A 20105-nucleotide genomic window follows, 5' to 3' on the forward strand; every position below is an offset into this window, starting at 1 on the left:
TCCTCTTGATCGCCCCCTTCCCTTACGGCACAAGTCAGGCGAAGAGAGACCGAGAACAGCCCACCGATTAGGGAGATCCCGATGCCAATCGTCACCGGCAAGGACACCGCCAAGACGCGCAAGACACTTACGGCAGGCGGCAAGACCGTCAGCTATTATTCGATCCCGGCGGCCGAGGCGGCCGGACTGGGTGAGTTTTCCAAACTCCCGGCGGCTCTGAAGGTCGTGCTGGAGAACATGCTGCGCTTTGAGGATGGCGGCCGCACCGTGTCGGTCGACGACATCAAGGCCTTTTCCGACTGGGGCAAGAAGGGCGGCCAGAACCCGCGTGAGATCGCTTATCGCCCCGCCCGCGTGCTGATGCAGGACTTCACCGGCGTTCCCGCCGTGGTCGACCTTGCCGCGATGCGCGACGGGATCAAGGCGCTTGGCGGCGACGCGCAGAAGATCAACCCGCTGAACCCCGTTGACCTTGTCATCGACCATTCGGTGATGATTGATGAGTTCGGCAATCCCCGTGCTTTCCAGATGAACGTGGACCGCGAATATGAGCGGAACATGGAGCGTTACGTCTTCCTCAAATGGGGTCAGAACGCCTTCCAGAACTTCCGAGTCGTTCCGCCCGGGACCGGCATCTGCCATCAGGTGAACCTCGAATACCTCGCCCAAACGGTCTGGACCGATACCGACCAGAATGGTGAGACGGTCGCCTATCCCGATACGCTCGTCGGCACAGACTCGCATACGACAATGGTCAACGGCCTTGCCGTCCTCGGCTGGGGCGTTGGCGGGATCGAGGCAGAGGCGGCGATGCTCGGTCAGCCCGTCTCGATGCTGATCCCCGAAGTGGTGGGCTTCAAACTGACCGGCGAGATGGTCGAGGGCACGACCGCGACCGACCTTGTGCTCAAGGTCGTCCAGATGCTGCGGAAGCACGGCGTTGTCGGCAAGTTCGTTGAGTTTTACGGGCCGGGGCTCGATCATCTGCCGCTCGCCGACCGCGCGACCATCGCCAACATGGCGCCGGAATATGGTGCCACCTGCGGCTTCTTCCCGATCGACGGCGAAACGCTGCGCTACCTGCGCCAGACGGGCCGCGACGAGGACCGCATCGCGCTGGTCGAGGCCTATGCCAAAGAAAACGGCTTCTGGCGCGGCTCGGATTACAATCCGGTCTATACCTCGACGCTGGAACTCGACATGGGCGAGATCGTCCCGGCGATCTCGGGCCCGAAGCGGCCGCAGGACTATCTGGCGCTGACCAGTGCTAAGGCCGCTTTCGCCAAGGAAATGGCCGAGACCTTCAAGCGTCCTCAGGGCAAGGAAGTCGCAGTGAAGGGCGAGGACTACACCATGTCCTCGGGCAAGGTCGTGATCGCCTCGATCACCTCTTGCACCAACACCTCGAACCCCTATGTGCTGATCGGCGCGGGCCTCGTCGCCCGCAAGGCCCGCGAACTGGGGCTCAACCGCAAGCCCTGGGTCAAGACCTCCCTCGCCCCCGGCTCTCAGGTTGTCAGTGAATATCTCGAGGCGGCAGGCCTGCAAGAGGACCTCGACGCCATCGGCTTCAACCTGGTGGGCTACGGCTGCACCACCTGCATCGGCAACTCCGGCCCGCTTCAGCCCGAGATTTCGGCGGCCATCGCCGAGGGCGATCTGGTCGCCACCGCCGTCCTGTCCGGCAACCGCAACTTCGAAGGCCGGATCAGCCCAGATGTGCGCGCGAACTATCTCGCCTCGCCGCCGCTCGTCGTCGCGTATGCGCTGGCCGGTGACATGAATATCGACCTGACGACGGAGCCCTTGGGCACATCCAAGGACGGCAAGCCGGTCTATCTGAAGGATATCTGGCCCACCAACAAGGAGATCGCCGATCTCGTGCACAAGACTGTGACGCGGGAAGCGTTCCTGAAGAAATACGCCGATGTCTTCAAGGGCGACGCCAAGTGGCAGGGTGTGCAGGTGACCGAGTCGGAAACCTATGACTGGCCGCCGACCTCAACCTATATCCAGAACCCGCCCTATTTCCGGGGCATGGGCAAGGAGAAGGGCAAGATCACCGATCTGAAGGACGCCCGCATCCTTGCGCTTTTGGGTGACATGATCACGACGGACCATATCAGCCCGGCCGGGTCGTTCAAGGACACGACGCCTGCAGGCAAGTACCTGACCGAACGGCAGGTCGCGCCCCGCGAGTTCAACTCCTACGGATCGCGGCGTGGCAACCACGAGGTGATGATGCGCGGCACTTTCGCCAATATCCGCATCAAGAACGAGATGCTGGACGGCGTGGAGGGCGGCTACACGCTCGGGCCTGACGGGCAACAGTCCTCGATCTACGACGCCTCGATGGCCTACCAGGAGGCGGGCACGCCCCTGATCGTCATCGGCGGGATCGAATACGGCGCGGGATCGTCGCGTGACTGGGCGGCGAAGGGCACCAACCTTCTGGGCGTCAAGGCGGTGATTGCCGAATCGTTCGAACGCATCCACCGCTCGAACCTCGTCGGCATGGGCGTCATCCCGTTTGAGTTCACCGGCGGCGACAACCGAAAGTCTCTCGGCCTGAAAGGCGATGAAGTCATCTCTATCGCCGGGCTTCAGGGCGACCTCAAGCCGCTGGCCGAGGTGCCCTGCACCATCCGCTACGCCGACGGGACCGAGAAGACGATCCAGATCAAGTGCCGGATCGATACCGAGGTCGAGATCGAATATGTCGAGAATGGCGGCGTGCTGCACTACGTGCTCAGAAACCTCGCCAAGGCCTGACCGGATGGTGACCGCTAGAATGGGCAGCCTTCGGGCTGCCCTTTTTCTTTGCGACCTCCGCATAATCTGCAAAAAATAATGAAAGATCGCCTTCACGACCCGCGCGCGCAATGAAGTGGGGGTAAACAGCAGAAGATTGATGCCGTAGGTGCCAAGGCTATGGCGTGTCATCGCTGCGAAACGAAAGTTGCCTTCGTATTTCCTACAACTCAATTTTTTTTGAAGAATTACTCGTATTTTAAGCCCGCGTTCACATTCCATTCATGTTGCATCGACATGATTCTGCAGGGCGAATTAGTTAATTAGTCCTGTTCAAGAAATGATCAGGCGAGAATACACAACTTGTTTTCACTACAACATTGTTTCAAAACAAGAAACCATTTGATATCAATGAGTTAAAAAGATATTGATACTTCGGAATATTTTTACACGGCTAAACTTTGTATCAAAACTGCATGAGAGCGATTGTAACCAGACTTCCATTTGTTCCGAGTATGCCGTGGTTCGAAACCGCCGGTTTGCTCTTGTTGATCGCCGTAACACGCGCAGGGTGACGGCCGGCCGCCGCGAGGAGCAGCTACCTCGCGGCGGCCCTTTTTTCATCCATCAATACATTTGTGTCGTGAAGGGCAATCCCGGTTCGAACCTTGGCGCAGCACACGACCAGTACCGTCCAACACAGGTGAACCTCAGTTTCCGCCCTTCGCCTCTTCGATGGCCGGATAGATATCAGACGTCAGGAAACGTTCGGTGATGGGACCCGCGAACCGCAGGATCACCGTGCCCTCGCCGTCGATGACAAAGGTCTCTGGCACACCGTAGAGCCCCCAGTTGATGCCCATGCGGCCGCTGTCATCAGCACCAATCGCGGCGAAGGGATTGCCAAGCTCGTTCAGGAACCGCAGCGCGGCCTCGGGCTTGTCCTTGTAGTTCACGCCGTAGATCGTGATGCCCTCTGACTTCAACCGCTCAAGATTGGGATGTTCCGCCCGGCAGGGCGCACACCAGCTTGCCCAGAAGTTCACCAGCTTGACGTTTCCGTCGCGCAGATCGGCATCCGAAAAGACCGGCAGGTCGCCGAGTGGAGTGACCACCACCGCCGGAGCTTCGCGGCCTTTCAGCGCCGAGGGCAGCGCATCGGGGTCCTCCCGGCTCATGCCCCAAACGAAGATCGCGGCAAGCCCGGCGAAGATCGCCGGAGGCAAGAGCATCAACGGTGAAACCTTAGCCATTGCGGCCCATCCTGCGTTCCTGCTCTTCCAGCCGCCTACGCATCTTCGCACCTTGCCGCATCGTCATCCAGACGAGGCCGAGCAAGAGAGCGATTGTCACCCCATAGGCGCCGAGGACCGTACCCGCGTATTTGCCAAGCTCCACCATCACGCCATCCTTTCCCGCGCTTCCAGCGCCCTAAGACGGCGCGCCCGGATCTCGGTCCGTGTCCTGAGCAGGACAAGCGCGACGAAGAGAAGGACGAAACCGGCCATCGTGAGCCAGAGTGGGTGGGCAAACTGGTCCGCGACGTGTTCCTCCTTGTCGAGCGACAACGACGCCCCTTGATGCAGGCCCTGGTTCCAGAAGAGCACCGCGTAACGCGAAAGAAGCGCAAAGACCGATCCGACGAGGCAAAGGACCGAGGTGAGATCGGCCGCCGTGTCGGGGTCCTCCACGGCTTCCCAGAGCGCGATATAGCCGAGGTAGAAGAGGAACAGGATCAGGAACGAGGTCAGCCGTGGGTCCCACGCCCACCAGGTCCCCCACATCGGCTGCCCCCAGATCGCACCGGTGAAGAGCGCAATCAGCGTCATCGTGATGCCGATGGGTGCCGCGGCCTTGGCCGCTAGAACCGAGACATGGTGGCGGCGGATGAGCCAGACGAGCGAAGTCACCAGCATCATCGCCCAGCAATTGATCGCCATCATCGCCGAGGGTACGTGAATGAAGATGATCTTGACCGTCGAGCCCTGACGGAAATCGTCCGGCGTGAAGAAGAAGCCCCAGACGAGCCCCGTCAGCAGAGTCAGCACGGCAAGCCCCGTCACCCAGGGCAAGGCCCAGGACGAGGTCTGCATGAATTTCTTCGGGTTCGCGTATTCCCAGATCGACATGGCGCCCTGACTAGCCGTTTGCGCTAGCGCGCTCAACACTCATAACACGTCTCTCCCTAGCGCAGATTGACGCGGATTGCCGCAGCCGCGGCGAAAGGCAGGATGGCAACGGTGCCTGCGGTGATTCCCGCGAGCATCAGAAGCGGAGTACCGGTCGCCAGCCCCTCCGCCCCGCGTTTGGCCGCCTCGGCCCCGAAGATCAGCGTCGGGATATAAAGCGGCAGGACGAGGAGCGAGAGAAGCAGTCCGCCACGCTTCAGCCCGACCGTCAGGGCGGCACCGAACGTGCCGATGACCGAAAGCGCAGGCGTTCCAAGGAGGAGCGACAGCGTCAGCCAGAGGAACCCGCTCTGTGGCAGGTTCAGAAGGACGCCGAGTACGGGGGCCGCCAACGTCAGTGGCAGGCCGGTCGTCAGCCAATGCGCGAGGCTTTTGACCGCAACCACCCCATCCAGAGGAATCGGCGCGGTTGCCAGAAGATCGAGCGAGCCATCTTCGCGGTCGAGCGCGAAGATGCGGTCAAGCGAGAGAAGGCAGGACAAAAGCGCGCCGACCCAGAGGATGCCGGGCGCGATCCGGGCCAGTGTCCCACCCTCCGGTCCGACCCCGAAGGGGACAAGCACCGTGACGATCAGGAAAAAAGCGAGAGAAAGACCGAAGCCACCGCCCGCGCGCGTCGCAAGACGCAGGTCACGAAGGAGAAGCGCTAGCATCGGCGGGCGCTCCTCTGGCGGAGAGTCCTGGCGCGCTGCCCCGGACCCCGGTGAATTTCTGAACAGAAGACCCAGGAAATCATGCAAAGGCCCCGTCAAAGTCGCCGCCCTGCCCCGGCCGTGGCGGTTTTGCACGGAAAGGCGCGAGGTCGAAGATCGTTGCCTCATCGAGGCCGAGGTCGATATGGGTCGCCATGAGAGCGGCGCCGCCCGCCGCCAAGTGGGCGCGGACCGATTCTGCGAAAAGCCCCACCGAGGCTGTATCGAGCGAAACAGTGGGTTCGTCCAAAAGCCAAAGGCGCCGACCGGTGACGAGCAGGCGGGCGAGACCCAGTCGACGCTTCTGTCCAGCCGAGAGGTTCTGAGCATCGCGGTCGGCAAGGGTTTCGAGATTCATCGCACTAAGCGCCGGCGCAATATCGCTCTGTCCGTAGATACGCGCCCAGAAGGTCAGATTCTCCCGCACCGTCAGCGTCGCCTTCAGCCCGTCAGCATGGCCGGAATAGGCGGCCCCCTCGGGCGGCAGATCAATCCGGCCCGCGATGTCGGGCTGCAAACCGGCGATGGTCCTCAGCAATGTCGTCTTGCCGATCCCGTTCGGGCCGCGCAGCACCAATGCCTCCCCCGCCCCGAGCGTCAGTGAGACGCCGTCGAGGATGGTGATACCGCCGCGGGCGACGGCAAGGTCATGGACAGAAAGCATCATGGCCAAGGGCTAGCCGATCCTTGGCGCGAGGCAAAGGGGCAATAGGCTGCCGGGTTTGCTTGGTTTGTTCGATGGAAGCTCTGCAGGCGATGTCATCGGTTCTTGCAGTTCCCGCGTTTGCATCGCGAAGCTGTGGTCTCCACTGACCCGGACAAAAGCATTACCGGGCGCTGCGTTCCAGCGCCGCTGCAACTGCGACGCCAAACTCTTCCGGGCTTGGTGAGTGTTCGAACGTGGGAATTCCATCGGGCAGCGTGACCCAGGCCTGTTTGCGGCTGGTCCATATATGGGCCATGGGTCCAAGCTGCTGGCTGCACTGCAGCGTGCCCGCGCGCAGGAAGACCATGCCGGGCAACATGCTGTTCCGGTTATAAAGCCGCGTATGGCATTCCTGGCAGAACACCTCTGTAAACTGCATACCATCCGCCGCGCGCCGGAACTCCACAACAGAACCGACGCAATCAAAAGCATCGTCCTGAACCATTGCATGCTCTGCAAAAGCACTTCCGCTTCGCGTCTGGCAATTCAGGCAGTGACACGCATAGACATGAAGCGGGCCGTCTTTGATAGCGTAAGCCACCGCTCCGCATTCACATGCACCGGACACTGTCATGTTATTCTCCTAAAACGATTTATTCGCGTCCGGATACCATTTGATAAGAGAGCGGAACAGGGGAGGAGGTTCACAAAACGCCCCTCCGAAAGCCCAATGCGCCTATTCGACCGGCAGGAGCGCCGCGGCGATCCGCCGCCCCTCGGAGAGAAGCACGTTATAGGTGCGGGCTGCCGCGTCGGTCGCCATTGCCTCAACCCCGATCCCGGCTTCCTCCAGCGCCGTTCGCAGTGCAGCCGGAGGGTGGGCAATGGCCTTGCCAGTGCCGATGAAGAGGACGTCGATTTCTTCCACCAGCGCGACAAGGGAGGCGATGTCCTCATATCCGCCCCAGCTTCGCGCCGAGGTCACCGTGACCAGCACGGGCCCATGCAGAACCTTGCCACCGACCCGGAAAAAACCCGGTCCGTAGCCGTCGATAGGCGTCAGCCCATCAAAGGCGATATCGGTCAGTTGGATCATTTGCCCGTGGCGAACTGGGTGCCCGCCGGACCGTCATCCTTCTTGCCCCAGTCGCGCTTGACGCCCAGCATCAGGACGACGTTCTTGGCGACATAGACGGACGAATAGGTGCCGACGATCACACCCCAGGTCATTGCAAAAACAAAGCCCCGGATTACATCGCCGCCGAAGATCAGAAGCGCGATCAGCGCCATGAGAGTCGTGCCCGAGGTCATGACCGTGCGGCTGAGGGTTTCATTGACCGAGAGGTTGCAGAGATCGCGCAGAGGCCGGGTCTTGTACTTGATCAGGTTCTCGCGCAGCCGGTCAAAGACGACGACCGTGTCGTTGATCGAATAGCCGAGGATCGTGAGCAGGGCCGCGATGATCGTCAGGTCGAACTTGATCTGGAACAGCGAGAAGATACCAATGGTCAGCGCGATATCGTGGATGAGTGCCACGACCGCGCCTACCGAGAATTGCCATTCGAAGCGGAGCCAGATGTAGAAGCAGATCGCGGCAACCCCGGCGAGGACCGAAAGGATCGCGGTCTTGATCAGTTCGCCCGAGACCTTGGGGCCGACGGATTCCACCGAGGGGAAGGTGATCGACGGATCGACGCCTTTCAGCGCCTGTTCGACCTTGGTGATGATTTCGGGCGTGACCGCCTCATCCCCCTCCTGCGCCTGAATGCGCAGCATGGCGACATGCTGGTCGGGCCCGAATGTCGGATCATAGACCTCTGTAATCGACACATCGCCGAGACCAAGCGGCGCGACAGCGGCGCGATAGGCGCCGACATCGACAGAAGAGGTCGACTCGGTCCGGATTGTGGTGCCGCCTTTGAAGTCGATGCCAAAATTCAGGCCGACCACGGCGCTCAGGATGATCGAGGCGATCACCAGCGCGACCGACCCCCAGAAGGTCAACCATTGCCAGCGAAAGAAGTCGATATTGGTGTTGTCGGGGACAAGTTTGAGACGGAATGCCATGAGAATGCCCCCTTAGACCGTGATCGTCTTCGGCCGCGTACGGTCGAACCAGAGAACGACGAAGGTCCGCGTAACAAAAATCGCCGTGAAGACCGAGGTGACAAGGCCGACAACCAGCGTGACGGCAAAGCCCTTCACCGGGCCAGAGCCAAGGGCGAAGAGGATCAGCGCGGTGATGAACGTGGTGATGTTGGCGTCGATGATCGCCGACATCGCCTTTTCATATCCCAGCTCGATTGCCCGCGCGGGCCCCTTTGCGGTCTTCAGTTCCTCGCGTATGCGTTCGAAAATCAGCACGTTGGCGTCAACCGCCATGCCGACCGTCAGCACGATCCCGGCTATACCGGGCAGCGTCAGCGTTGCCCCGATGGTGGAGAGCAGCCCAAACATCATGGAGATGTTGAGGCCGAGTGCAATCGTTGCGAAGACACCGAAAAGACCGTAGCTCGCGATCATGAAGGCAACGACAGCGACCGTGCCGACGATTGCCGCGATCCGGCCCGCATCGATCGAATCCTGACCCAGTTCCGGTCCGATGGTGCGTTCCTCAAGAAATGTCATCTGGGCGGGAAGCGCACCGGCCCGCAAGAGAACCGCGAGATTAGTGGAGCTTTCCACCGAGAATGAGCCTGTGATGATCCCCGAGCCTCCCGGGATATGCTGGTTGATGCGCGGCGCGGAAATCACCTCGTTGTCCAGCACGATGGCGAACAACTGGCCGACATTGGCGGCCGTATAATCACCGAACTTGCGCGCGCCGGTCGGGTTGAACCGGAACGAAACAGCAGGCCGTCCGTTCTGGTCGAAATCCGGCCGGGCATCGACAAGATCCTCACCCGTTACGACGGGCAGTTCGTCGAGCGTATAAAAAACGCCGTTTTCATCCTCGTCTATGGACGGAAAAATGACCGTGCCGGGCTTGGCGATCGCATTGCCGTCAGTGTCGCGCCCCAGAACGGGGTGGAAGGTCAGCTGTGCAGTCGTGCCGATCAGTTCCTTCAGTTCGGTGGCCGAACCGATGCCCGGTACCTGAATCAGGATACGGTTGTCGCCCTGCCGCTGGATCGTCGGTTCACGGGTGCCGACCTCGTCAACACGGCGTCGGATGATTTCCAGAGACTGTTTCAGTGTCCGGTCGTCAGTCGCGGCACGTTCGGCCTCGCTCAGACGGATGACAAGCTGGTTGCCGTCAACGGTGACGTCGATGTCCTTCTGTCCGACCCCGGTCAGGCTGACGACGTTCGAGGCCAGGCCATTCGCGATCTCAACCGCCTTCGCCATCGCCTCGGGCTTTTCGATCTGAATGCGCAATTCCGACGGGTCGGAGGGCGCCCGGCGGATGCCGCCAATCTCGCCACGGGCGTCGGCCAAGGCCCGCCGCATCTCGGGCCAGAGCCCGTCCATCCGCGCCTTGTAGACATCCGCCACCTGCACCTCGGCCAGAAGATGCGCGCCGCCGCGCAAGTCGAGGCCGAGATTGACGAGGCCCGACGGCAGCCAGTCCGGCCAGAGCGCCCGGTCGGCCGCCTGCGCCTCAGTCTCGAACCCGGCGCGTTCGGCGGCCGTCACCGCGTCATTGTGCTTTTCGACGCGGGTGTAGAACGTATTCGGCAGCGCCGTCAGCAGGCCGAGGGCGCATAGCCCCCAGATGACGATCCGCTTCCAGAGGGGGATGTGCAACATTTCGGGGGCTCAGTTCCTTGACGCGGGCGCGATTACTTCGACGCGGCCGGTTCGGTCTTGGACAGGACCGTGGCAATGGTCGCGCGCACGACGCGGACCTTGACGCCCTCGGCAATCTCGACCTCAAGCTCGCCGTCTTCCTTGACCTTGACGACCTTGCCGATGATGCCGCCCTGGGTGATCACCTGATCGCCGCGGCGCAATGCCTCGACCATCGCCTTGTGTTCCTTCATCTTCTTCTGCTGCGGACGGATCAGCAGGAAATACATGATCGCGAAGATCAGGATGAGCGGCAGGAACTGCGCGAAACCGGCGGCGCCACCGCCCCCGGCGGCCTGGGCATAGGCGGGTGTGATCAGCATGGAAAGCGTCCTCTTGCGTGATGGGGCGCTTGATCGCCCGCTTTTGTCGCCCGGGAACCTATAGTCGCGGATGGGGCTTTGCAAGGAGCCCGGACCATTCCTGTGAAACCCGATCAATTGCCGGTTCAAATAGCCAAAGAGATCGGGCATATGGGGCGTGCCGAACGGCGATACCATCCGAAGGATAAATGACATGCACGATATCCGCGCGATCCGCGAAAACCCTGAACGCTTCGATGCCCTTCTGGCGCGGCGGGGGCTGTCGGGTTTGTCGTCGGAAATCCTAGCGATCGATGAGGCAAGGCGCGCCAAGATCCTTGCCGCTGAAACCGCTCAGGCCGCCCAGAACGCGGCTTCGAAAGAGGTCGGCGCTACCAAGGCCAAGGGCGACGAGACGGAGTTCGAGCGGCTCCGCGCACTGGTGGCGGAGAAGAAGGCCGAGGTGGCGCGGCTGAACGAGGAAGCGGCAGCAGAAGACGTACGGCTGCGCGACATGCTGATGGGCATTCCAAACCTCCCGCATGACGACGTGCCGACCGGCGCGGATGAAAACGACAATGTCGAAATCCGCCGCTGGGGCACGCCGCGCACGTTCGACTTCAAGCCAGTGGAGCATTTCGAAATCGCGGGCGTGAAGCCGGGCATGGATTTCGAGACGGCGGCGAAACTCTCCGGCGCTCGCTTCGTCCTCCTGCGCGGCGGCGTTGCGCGTATTCACCGGGCCTTGGCGCAGTTCATGCTGGACCTGCACACGACCGAGCACGGGCTGACGGAAACGATGACCCCGGTCCTCGTGAAAGACGAGGCGATGTACGGCACCAACCAGCTGCCGAAATTCGCCGAGGACAGCTATCAGACCACCAATGGCTGGTGGCTCATTCCGACCTCCGAGGTTACGCTGACGAACACCGTCGCCGGCGACATCGTCGATGAGACAGCCCTACCGATCCGCATGACCTCGCATACCCAGTGCTTCCGCTCGGAAGCGGGCAGCGCGGGCAAGGATACGTCGGGCATGCTGCGCCAGCACCAGTTCGAGAAGGTGGAGATGGTGTCGATTACCACGCCCGAGACCTCGCTGGCCGAACACGAACGCATGACGAAATGTGCGGAAGCCGTGCTGGAGCGGCTCGGCTTGCCCTATCGAACGGTCGTCCTCTGCACCGGCGATATGGGTTTTGGCGCCCGCAAGACCCATGACATCGAGGTCTGGCTGCCCGGGCAGGACAAGTACCGCGAGATATCGTCGGTCTCGGTCTGCGGTGATTTTCAGGCCCGCCGGATGAATGCGCGCTACCGCCCGGCAGGAGGCAAACCCGATTTCGTCCATACACTGAATGGCTCCGGCCTCGCCGTCGGCCGCTGCCTGATCGCGGTCTTGGAAAACGGCCAGCAGGCGGACGGGTCGATCGTAATGCCCGAGGCTCTGGTGCCGTGGCTCGGCGGCAAGACGCGATTGACGAAAGAAGGCGCGTTGGTCTGACCAAATGCGGGGGCTCTGCCCCCGCACCCCCGGAGTATTTCCAGACAGAAAGTGAAGTGGGGCTCAGGATTTCTTGATCTGAACTCCCTTATGCTTTCTTAGCCGCGACGGCGTGTGGAACTTCTTGTCCTTGAACGGGTTCTTGTCGCCCTGATCGCGCATGGTCAGTCGGATCGGCGTGCCAGGCATGTCAAAATCGGCGCGCAATCCATTGACAAGATAGCGGGAATAGCTTTCCGGCAGCATGTCGCCATGGTTGCACATAACCACGAAGGCCGGGGGCCGCGTCTTAACCTGTGTCATATAGCGCAGTTTGATCCGCCGCCCGCCCGGGGCCGGGGGCGGATGCGCCTCGGTCATGGCGCCCAGCCACTGGTTCAGCTTGGCGGTCGAAACCCGGCGGTTCCAGACGTCATAGGCCTTGAGGATCGCCGCATGCAGCCGGTCGAGCCCTTTGCCGGTTTTGGCCGAGACAGTCACCATCGGCGCGCCGCGCAACTGCGGCAGAAGCCGTTCGAATGACTCGCGCAGTTCCTTCAGCTTTTCCGTCTTGTCCTCTTCGAGGTCCCATTTGTTCGCGGCCACGACCACCGCGCGGCCCTCGCTCTCGGCGAAATCGGCGATGCGCAGGTCCTGCTGCTCAAACGGAATGCCGACATCCAGAAGAACCACCACAACCTCGGCAAACCGGACCGCGCGCAACCCGTCCGAAACCGAGAGTTTCTCTAGTTTTTCAGTGACTTTCGCCTTCTTCCTCATTCCCGCCGTGTCGAAGATTCGCATCGGTGTGCCCATGAAGTCGGCGCTGACCGAGATCGCATCGCGGGTGATCCCGGCCTCAGGGCCCGTCAACAGCCGCTCCTCGCCGATGATCTTGTTGATCAGCGTCGACTTGCCCGCATTGGGGCGGCCGATGACGGCGATCTGCAAGGGCTTTTCCCGTGTGGGCGTGCGCGGCCCCTCCTCGCTCTCGTCGTCGGAGACATCGACATCGACCTCAGGTGCATCCGCCGCCGCCTTCGCCGCGAACTCCTCGGCCAATGGGCGCAGCATGTGATAAAGCTCGTCCATCCCCTCGCCATGTTCGGCCGAAAGCCGCAGGGGCTCTCCCAGGCCAAGTGCATAGGCGTCCAGAACCCCGGCATCGGCGTTCTTCCCCTCGGCCTTGTTGGCCGCGAGGATCACATGGGCGTTCTTCTTGCGCAGGATATCGGCAAAGACCTGATCGGTGGGCGTGACCCCTGCCCGCGCGTCGATCACGAAAAGGCAGATATCGGCCATCTCCACCGCGCGCTCGGTCAGCCGCCGCATCCGGCCCTGCAAGCTGTCATCCGTGACATCTTCCAGCCCCGCCGAATCGATCACGGTGAACTTCAGATCGCCCAGCCGAGCGTCGCCTTCGCGCAGGTCGCGCGTCACCCCGGGCTGGTCATCGACCAGTGCGAGTTTCTTCCCGACAAGGCGGTTGAACAAAGTCGATTTGCCGACATTCGGGCGCCCGACAATGGCGAGGGTGAAGCTCATGGGGTTCTTCCTGATACGAAGCGGCCCGCATACACGGGTTTTTCCCTATCGGAAAGCCCGAAGCTTGCCGTCCTTGGTCACGACGTAAAGGACACCGCCTGCAATGGCGGGACCCACGGCCGCCCCGCCCGGCAGATCAGACGTTCCGACCAGCGCGCCCGAGGCCGGATCGAAGCTGCGGATCAGCCCGTCGGAGGACACGATCACCAGCCTTCCACCAGCGAGTACCGGCCCGTAATGGGCGTGAATCGCCTTGCGCCGCTTTTCTTTATCCTTTGTGAAATAGGGCAAGTCCACGCGCCACACCTCTTCGCCCGTCGCGGCATTCATGCGCATCAGCTGATCTTCGTCGTTGACGAGGAAGACCGAACCACCAGCCACGCTCACCGCGCTCAGGGCGCCGTCGGGGGCGCTCCAGACCGGCTGTCCAGTATCGGCGTTGATCGCGACAAACCGGCCTGCGGAAGTTCCGGCATAGACGATCCCATCGGCGATAACCGGATCCCCCGTGAGATCCGACACCGTCGCATAAGCGCGGCCGCGCCGCTTGCCCGCCACATGGGCCTGCCAGAGCCCGGTGCCGCTGTCCTTCGCGACAGCGATCATCTGGCCCGAAGAGAACGGATAGACCACCTGCCGCTGATCAACGGCGGGGGCGGAGACTCCGGCCACACCAGCACCAGATGGTGTCCCGGGCAGGATCCATTCAACCTTGCCATCGGCGGCGCGCACCGCCCAGGCCGCATCATCCCGCGCGACAATAAAGACCTTTCCATCCGACACGGCGGGCGCACCGCCAATCGCGGCCTCGACCTTTTGCCGCCAGACGACGCCGCCGGTCGCGGGATCAAGGGCGACAAGTTCGCCAAAGCCTGTGGCAGCAAATACGAGCCCTTCGCCAGCCGCAAGCCCACCACCAGAGGCGTCACCCGACCGATCCGCTGCGGGCGTCAGGTCCGCTTGCCACAGTGTAGTGCCATTGGTGCCGGTCGCGGTAACCCTTGCCTCGGCATCGAGGGTGAAAATCCGTCCACCGGCGACGACCGGGCTGGCCGTGATGCGGTTCTTGCGACGGTCACCTGAGCCGATGGAGGCAGCCCAGACCTGGGTCAGGGTCGGAGAAAGCAAAAGATTGCCCGACCGGTGCAGTGCGTTACCACCGCGTTGTGTCCAGTCGGCGTTGGCAACCGCCGCCGGAAGCGCGATGGGCACCGATTGCTGAGCAAGCGCCGTCGCCGGGTCCTCGCCCATCGCGGCGGCCCGCACGTCCAGACGCTCACCCGGCAGGATAACCTCACCTTTGGTACATCCCACCACAAGGGCGAGAACGGCCAGAGTGCCAACACCTTGGGAAATCTTCACCAGTCTGCCCCTTCGTTTTTTTGCCCACCCGGCATCCGGATGCTGGATCATGCCGCTCCGGGCTCTCCGCCGAGAACCACAATCATCTGTGACGCCCGGCGACGCAAGCCCGCGGTCACATCCGGTTCGTTCAGAATCTGATTGAAAAGCCCCAGCGCCTCGTCAATCTTACCGTCCTTCGCCAGAACCAGTGCCTGCTGCTCCAACGCCAGAACGCGGTAGGGTGCACCGGCCGCGGCCAGGCGGGACAATGCGGCGTCCCGGTCGGCAGCCGGCATGTCGGCATCCGCAAGGATTACGGCCTTGAGCTCGGCCAGTTGCCGATAGCTGTCCGCAAGATTCGCATCCGCAGCCAAAGCCTGAAGGCGGGTCAACGCCGCCGCGCGATCGCCGCTTTTCAGCGCCTCGTCAGCCGCCAGAAAGCCCAGGACCGCCGTCCGGCCAGCCTTGTCCCCTGCCCCGATCTGCTCCAGCGCCACCGCGCGCGCGGCGGCATCATCACTGTCGAGCGCGGCCAGAACCGCATCGCCGAAGACCTGCGCATCATGCCGGGCCTGTGCCTTGCTCCACTCGGTCCAGGCTGTACCCCCGACCACGAGCACGACCAGCGTCACACCGATCCAGCCATATTTCCGGAAGAGCTTGTAGAGCCGGTCGCGGCGGACTTCCTCGGTGACTTCCTCGATGAAACTGTCGGTCTCGCTCACGCGGTATTCTCCCACCTCGGACCGCTCACGGGCCCTTTGTTCGGCACCGTCTTACACGCAAGCGCGCGACCTTGCCAAGCCCGGGACCGTTCGCGGAAAAAGCGTCAATGCATGTCTTGCAGGCGCGATCAGCGCCGGCACAATCGGATCAGGGCTAGCCCGCGGCTTCTTCGGCATCGGCGAGGCGCAAGCGCGGGCCCGGCGCTTCTTGGGTTTCTTCGTCGGCCGATTGCCGCGCCCACATCGCAGCGTAGCGTGCACCCCGTGCGAGAAGGTCGCCATGGGTGCCTTCCTCGACGATCTCACCCCTCTCCAGCACCACGATCCGGTCGGCATCCGCAATGGTCGACAGCCGGTGTGCGATGGTGATCACCGTCCGCCCCTCTCCCATCGCCTTCAGACTGTCCTGAATGTCGCGTTCGGTCTGAGTGTCGAGTGCGCTCGTCGCTTCGTCCAAAAGCAGGATCGGCGGGTTCTTTAGAAGCGTACGGGCAATACCCACGCGCTGCTTTTCACCGCCTGACAACTTAAGACCGCGTTCACCGACCTTGGTCTCATAACCTTCGGGCAGCGACATGATGAAATCGTGGATCTTTGCCGCTTTCGCCGCCGCGATCAGCTCTTCGCGCGGGGCATCGGGACGACCATAGGCGATGTTGTAAAAGACGGTGTCATTGAAGAGGACAGTATCCTGCGGCACGACACCGATCTGCGCGTGAAGGCTATCTTGCGTGATGTCGCGCACATCCTGCCCGTCGATCCGCAAGCTACCGCCTGTCACGTCATAGAAACGGAACAAGAGCCGTCCGATGGTAGACTTGCCCGAGCCAGACGGGCCGACGATGGCGACGGTCTGCCCGGCCCCGACCTTGAGACTGACCCCTTTGAGGATCGGACGGGTCGGGTCATAGGCAAATTTGACTGCCTCCAGTTCCACTTCGCCACCCTCGACTCTCAGATCCGGCGCGCCCGGCTTGTCGGTGATCTCGGCAGGTTGACCCAGCAGGTCGAACATCTCGCCCATATCGACAAGCGCCTGTCTGATCTCACGATAGACCGTGCCGAGGAAGTTCAGGGGCATGGTGATCTGGATCATATAGGCGTTGACCATGACGAAGTCGCCAACTGTCAGGACCCCCGCCTGCACCCCCATCGCCGCCATGACCATGACGATGACGAGGCCCGTGGTGATGATCAGCGACTGACCGAAGTTCAACATCGACAGCGACTGGCCGGTCTTGACCGCCGCTTGCTCATAGCCCGCCATCGCCGCATCGTAACGTGCGGCTTCGCGCGCCTCGGCACCGAAATACTTCACGGTTTCAAAGTTCAGAAGGCTGTCCACCGCCTTCTGGTTCGCGTCGGTGTCCTGCTCATTCATCTTGCGGCGGATCTTTACCCGCCATTCGGTGATCTTGAACGTATAGGTCACGTAAAGCGCGATGGTGATCAGAACCACGGCGGCATAGCGCCAGTCGAAGACAAGCGCGAAGATCACTGTGACCATGGAAAGCTCTAGGATCAGCGGCCCGACCGACAGAAGCATGAAGCGCAAGAGGAACTCGACGCCCTTCACGCCGCGTTCGATGATCCGGCTGAGTCCCCCGGTCTTGCGGGTGATATGGTAGCGCATCGACAACGCGTGGATATGGCGGAACGTCTCCAGTGCGAGTTGCCTGAGCGCCCGCTGCCCAACTTTGACGAAGATCACGTCGCGCAGCTCGTTGAAGCCGATCGAACCGACCCGAGCGAGCCCGTAGGCCACCGTCAGCCCGACGGCTCCGATGGCCAGCAACCAGGCATCGTTCCGCGTCTCGTTCGACAGGGCATCGACAGCCGCCTTGTAGAGAAACGGGGTCAGGACAGAGACGACCTTGGCGAAGGCCAACGCCAACAGCGACAGCACGACCCGGCGCCTGACCCAAGCCTCGTCTTCCGGCCAGAGATAAGGGGCAACACGGCGCAGGGTGCGCGCGCTTCGCTTCCAGCCGTCACTCTGCTGCGCGGGGCCTGCCATCTTATCTTCCCTTCTGAAACATGACCGCTTGATCGCAGAACACGTCCCGGCTATCAAGTGGGTTAATTCATAAATTCATGAAGTGTTGAATTATGGACAGGAAACAAGCCCTGCTCGCGCTGTCGGCGCTGGCGAACGAAACCCGACTGGACCTTGTGCGCATGCTTGTGGGCACTGGTGCAGGCGGGCTTCCTGCCGGTGAGATCGCCCGGCTGCTCGACATTTCGGCCTCGCGGCTGTCGTTTCATCTGGCGACACTGGAGCAGGCCGGGCTCATTACGTCACGCCGGGAGTCGCGCAATGTGATCTATGCTGCGGATGCGAGCGGGATTGGCGGCACAATATCGTACCTCTTGAACGATTGCTGTCTCGCCGATCCCGACGTGCGGGCCTGCTGCCTCACCGCGAAGCAGTGAGGCGAGGGACGTTTTGCGACGATAGCCTTGTGATCTATTCGGACGGATCGGGCACCTTGAAGATCTGGCCCGGATAGATCAGGTCAGGATCGCGGATGAGGTCCCTGTTGGCCTCAAAAACCTTCACATAAAGAATACCGTCTCCGTAGCTTTCACGCGCGATGCGCCAGAGGGTAAAGCCGGGCTGAACCGTGACGATCGCCGCGCGGGTTGCTGGTTGCGGTTGGGAAGCATTGGCTGGCGCAGCGGCAAGCGTTCCCTCGGCGGTCGATGTGGTGGATAGGGATTCCGCGCCAACAGATTCGGCGGGTTCGGTTTCGCTTGTGGGCGCGACACCGTCCAGCCCAGTAGTCGCGGTCGTGGAATCGGGTGCCGCAGTCGCCGGCACTGTATCTGCGGATTCCGCCACCGTATTCAGATCGCTACCGGCTGCAGCGCCCAATGCTGCGACGACGGTCTCTGGCGCCTCGCGCTGGAACGGCGTCTCGAAACGTGACGTGACCTTACCGGTGCCATCCACCTGATCGATACGAAGCGTGTAGCGGCCCGGCTCAATCTCCGGCAGATGCATGTTCCAGTTGCCCTCAGCGCCAATACCCACCGTCGTAACCTCGCTGTTATCGAGGTAGAGCCTGGCAAACTGACCGGCCGTTCCGCGCCCGGCGATGTTAACCTCGCCGCCGACGCCGTATCCGATCGTGTCGATCACAACCCCGACCACCGGGCCGGATGCGTCCTGCTTGCGGACGCCGGTATTGTCCACGATCAGCACCTGAGGTGCGGCTGCATCCGTTTCGGGCGCGGGTTCAGCAATGGTGTCAGTGTCGGGTGCCACGACCTGACCATCGCTTGAACCGTCCGCAGCCCCGTCAGACACGGCCTCGAGTTCCGCTGCCGCGACCGCTTCCGGCGCTGCGATCGGTGAAATTATCACACTGGCCTCGGACGTAACCACGACACCGTCGGGGCTCGTCGTCCGGAGCGTCAATACTCTGGGTTCGGCGCTCGGTCCGAGCGTGAAGAGCGAAACGAAGGCACCTCGGCTGTCGGCCTCGACGCTGTCGGCTTCGGCATCGTCGATAAGAACCGCGACCTTGCTTCCAGCCCCGGCGCGACCAGCAACAAGGATCGAGCCGTCCACCTCCACCCGTACCGTATCGAAAACGGGCGCCTCTGACATGGCCACCTCGGGTTCCGCTTCCAGCTGCGCCTCCGGTTCGGGTGCCGTTTCGGTTGCGGTTTCGGCGGCGGCGGATTCTTGACCGGTAGGATCTTCGGTCGGTTCTGCAACAACGGCCTCTTCGGCACTGGCTGGTTCCGCGGTTTCTGTCGCCGTCCTGGTTTCAGACCCGGATTCCGTCTCGGCTGTCACAGCCTCATCGGTGGTCGATTTTGACGCAGTCCCGTTGACCGCTTCCGGTGCGACAGTCGCCTCCTGGCGCAGATATGTATAAAACGCCCCAATCGCCACGAACAACGCGACGACCGCCCCCAAGACCCATTTCAGCGTGGCCGCCTGAGGCCCCTGCCCGTTCGGATTTTCTGTCATACATCCCCCTCGGACGCGCACTCGTCCCCGGTGCGCTTGAGGGACCATAGCAACGCGGTTATCACGGGTCAAAAGGAACCCTGAGCGAGGCCGGTCATGAGCAGCACCCCGAAATCCATCTGTGTCTATTGCGGCTCACGTATGGGGGTCCGGCCTGCCTATCAAGCAGCCGCACGGACCACCGGAGAGATGCTTGCCCGGAGAGGCTGGCGGCTGGTTTATGGCGCAGGCGACATCGGGCTTATGGGCACGGTCGCGCGTGCAGCGCAGGGCGCGGGCGGCGAAACCTTCGGGGTGATCCCGACCCATCTCTTGCAGCACGAGGTCGGCAAGCGGGACCTTTCAATCTTCGTGATCACCGAGACGATGCATGAACGCAAGAAGGTGATGTTCATGAATGCCGACGCGGTCGTCGTGCTGCCCGGCGGTGGCGGATCGCTCGACGAGTTCTTCGAGGTGCTGACATGGCGCCAACTCGGCCTGCATGAGAAGCCGATCATCCTACTGAACACCGAGGGCTACTGGGACAAGCTGGTCGGTCTGATCGACCACATCGTCGCAGAAGGCTTCGCGGATGCCACTCTTGCGGGGTTTATCACAGTGGTCGGGAACGTGGCGGAACTGGAGGCTGTACTGGCCAGCAGCCTGAACTGAACC

Annotated in this window: 19 protein-coding genes; 4 read left to right on the forward strand and 15 right to left on the reverse strand. The window is 62.1% G+C overall.

The features are described from left to right. Nucleotides 1-81: 81 nt before the first annotated feature. Nucleotides 82-2772 (forward strand): aconitate hydratase AcnA, encoded by a 2691-nt coding sequence (acnA, locus tag QKW60_RS13260; RefSeq protein ID WP_282369352.1) that lies wholly within the window; start codon nucleotides 82-84, stop codon nucleotides 2770-2772. A 689-nt stretch (nucleotides 2773-3461) separates the two neighbouring features. Here the strand turns inward: acnA and QKW60_RS13265 are convergent. The 10 genes from QKW60_RS13265 to yajC all read right to left on the reverse strand — a co-directional run bounded on the left by QKW60_RS13265 (nucleotide 3462) and on the right by yajC (nucleotide 10390). Next, nucleotides 3462-4004 (reverse strand): DsbE family thiol:disulfide interchange protein, encoded by a 543-nt coding sequence (locus QKW60_RS13265; protein WP_282369353.1) that lies wholly within the window; start codon nucleotides 4002-4004, stop codon nucleotides 3462-3464. Next, nucleotides 3997-4152, reverse strand: a complete 156-nt coding sequence (gene ccmD, locus QKW60_RS13270; protein WP_282369354.1) for a heme exporter protein CcmD — start codon at nucleotides 4150-4152, stop codon at nucleotides 3997-3999. Before ccmD ends, QKW60_RS13265 begins: the two co-directional genes overlap by 8 nt. Further along, nucleotides 4152-4880: a heme ABC transporter permease gene (locus QKW60_RS13275; RefSeq protein WP_282369355.1), complete on the reverse strand. Its 729-nt coding sequence runs from the start codon at nucleotides 4878-4880 to the stop codon at nucleotides 4152-4154. Before QKW60_RS13275 ends, ccmD begins: the two co-directional genes overlap by 1 nt. A gap of 56 nt (nucleotides 4881-4936) precedes the next feature. Then, entirely contained in the window at nucleotides 4937-5593 is a 657-nt protein-coding gene (ccmB, locus tag QKW60_RS13280; RefSeq protein ID WP_282369356.1) for a heme exporter protein CcmB, read from the reverse strand. Between the two features lie 79 nt (nucleotides 5594-5672). Continuing rightward, a complete protein-coding gene (ccmA, locus tag QKW60_RS13285; RefSeq protein WP_282369481.1) occupies nucleotides 5673-6299 on the reverse strand; it encodes a heme ABC exporter ATP-binding protein CcmA in 627 nt (208 codons plus the stop codon). A gap of 160 nt (nucleotides 6300-6459) precedes the next feature. Next, nucleotides 6460-6912 carry a GFA family protein gene (locus tag QKW60_RS13290; RefSeq protein ID WP_282369357.1) on the reverse strand — a complete coding sequence of 151 codons (453 nt, stop codon included), beginning with the start codon at nucleotides 6910-6912 and terminating at the stop codon, nucleotides 6460-6462. Nucleotides 6913-7014: 102 nt separating this feature from the next. Further along, entirely contained in the window at nucleotides 7015-7371 is a 357-nt protein-coding gene (locus QKW60_RS13295) for an Mth938-like domain-containing protein (RefSeq protein ID WP_282369482.1), read from the reverse strand. Further along, entirely contained in the window at nucleotides 7371-8345 is a 975-nt protein-coding gene (secF, locus tag QKW60_RS13300) for a protein translocase subunit SecF (RefSeq protein WP_282369358.1), read from the reverse strand. The genes QKW60_RS13295 and secF overlap by 1 nt, the downstream gene beginning before the upstream one ends. Before the next feature lie 12 nt (nucleotides 8346-8357). Beyond that, the gene (secD, locus tag QKW60_RS13305; RefSeq protein WP_282369359.1) at nucleotides 8358-10028 is read right to left on the reverse strand and encodes a protein translocase subunit SecD; all 1671 of its coding nucleotides are present in this window, start codon (nucleotides 10026-10028) and stop codon (nucleotides 8358-8360) included. Nucleotides 10029-10060: 32 nt separating this feature from the next. Then, the gene (gene yajC / locus QKW60_RS13310) at nucleotides 10061-10390 is read right to left on the reverse strand and encodes a preprotein translocase subunit YajC (protein ID WP_263740169.1); all 330 of its coding nucleotides are present in this window, start codon (nucleotides 10388-10390) and stop codon (nucleotides 10061-10063) included. A 193-nt stretch (nucleotides 10391-10583) separates the two neighbouring features. Here yajC and serS point away from each other — a divergent pair, with 193 nt between their 5' ends. Next, entirely contained in the window at nucleotides 10584-11873 is a 1290-nt protein-coding gene (gene serS, locus QKW60_RS13315) for a serine--tRNA ligase (protein ID WP_282369360.1), read from the forward strand. Nucleotides 11874-11936: 63 nt separating this feature from the next. On the opposite strand, the gene der is transcribed toward serS, so the two are convergent. The 4 genes from der to QKW60_RS13335 form a co-directional block, all read right to left on the reverse strand. Beyond that, nucleotides 11937-13397 (reverse strand): ribosome biogenesis GTPase Der, encoded by a 1461-nt coding sequence (der, locus tag QKW60_RS13320; RefSeq protein ID WP_282369361.1) that lies wholly within the window; start codon nucleotides 13395-13397, stop codon nucleotides 11937-11939. Nucleotides 13398-13442: 45 nt separating this feature from the next. Further along, nucleotides 13443-14759, reverse strand: a complete 1317-nt coding sequence (locus QKW60_RS13325) for an outer membrane protein assembly factor BamB family protein (protein WP_282369362.1) — start codon at nucleotides 14757-14759, stop codon at nucleotides 13443-13445. A gap of 47 nt (nucleotides 14760-14806) precedes the next feature. Further along, entirely contained in the window at nucleotides 14807-15466 is a 660-nt protein-coding gene (locus QKW60_RS13330) for a tetratricopeptide repeat protein (RefSeq protein WP_282369363.1), read from the reverse strand. 154 nt (nucleotides 15467-15620) lie between these two features. Then, entirely contained in the window at nucleotides 15621-17483 is a 1863-nt protein-coding gene (locus QKW60_RS13335) for an ABCB family ABC transporter ATP-binding protein/permease (protein ID WP_282369364.1), read from the reverse strand. A gap of 92 nt (nucleotides 17484-17575) precedes the next feature. Between QKW60_RS13335 and QKW60_RS13340 the strand changes: the two genes are divergently transcribed. Continuing rightward, nucleotides 17576-17899 (forward strand): ArsR/SmtB family transcription factor, encoded by a 324-nt coding sequence (locus QKW60_RS13340; protein WP_282369365.1) that lies wholly within the window; start codon nucleotides 17576-17578, stop codon nucleotides 17897-17899. 34 nt (nucleotides 17900-17933) lie between these two features. Here the strand turns inward: QKW60_RS13340 and QKW60_RS13345 are convergent, their stop codons facing one another. Continuing rightward, nucleotides 17934-19448, reverse strand: coding sequence for a LysM peptidoglycan-binding domain-containing protein (locus QKW60_RS13345; RefSeq protein WP_282369366.1), 1515 nt, complete (start codon nucleotides 19446-19448; stop codon nucleotides 17934-17936). Nucleotides 19449-19544: 96 nt separating this feature from the next. Here QKW60_RS13345 and QKW60_RS13350 point away from each other — a divergent pair, with 96 nt between their 5' ends. After that, the gene (locus tag QKW60_RS13350; protein ID WP_282369368.1) at nucleotides 19545-20102 is read left to right on the forward strand and encodes an LOG family protein; all 558 of its coding nucleotides are present in this window, start codon (nucleotides 19545-19547) and stop codon (nucleotides 20100-20102) included. Nucleotides 20103-20105 lie beyond the last annotated feature (3 nt).

It is taken from the genome of Albidovulum aestuarii, from assembly GCF_029961185.1.
GTDB classification, from domain to species: Bacteria; Pseudomonadota; Alphaproteobacteria; order Rhodobacterales; family Rhodobacteraceae; genus Albidovulum; species Albidovulum aestuarii.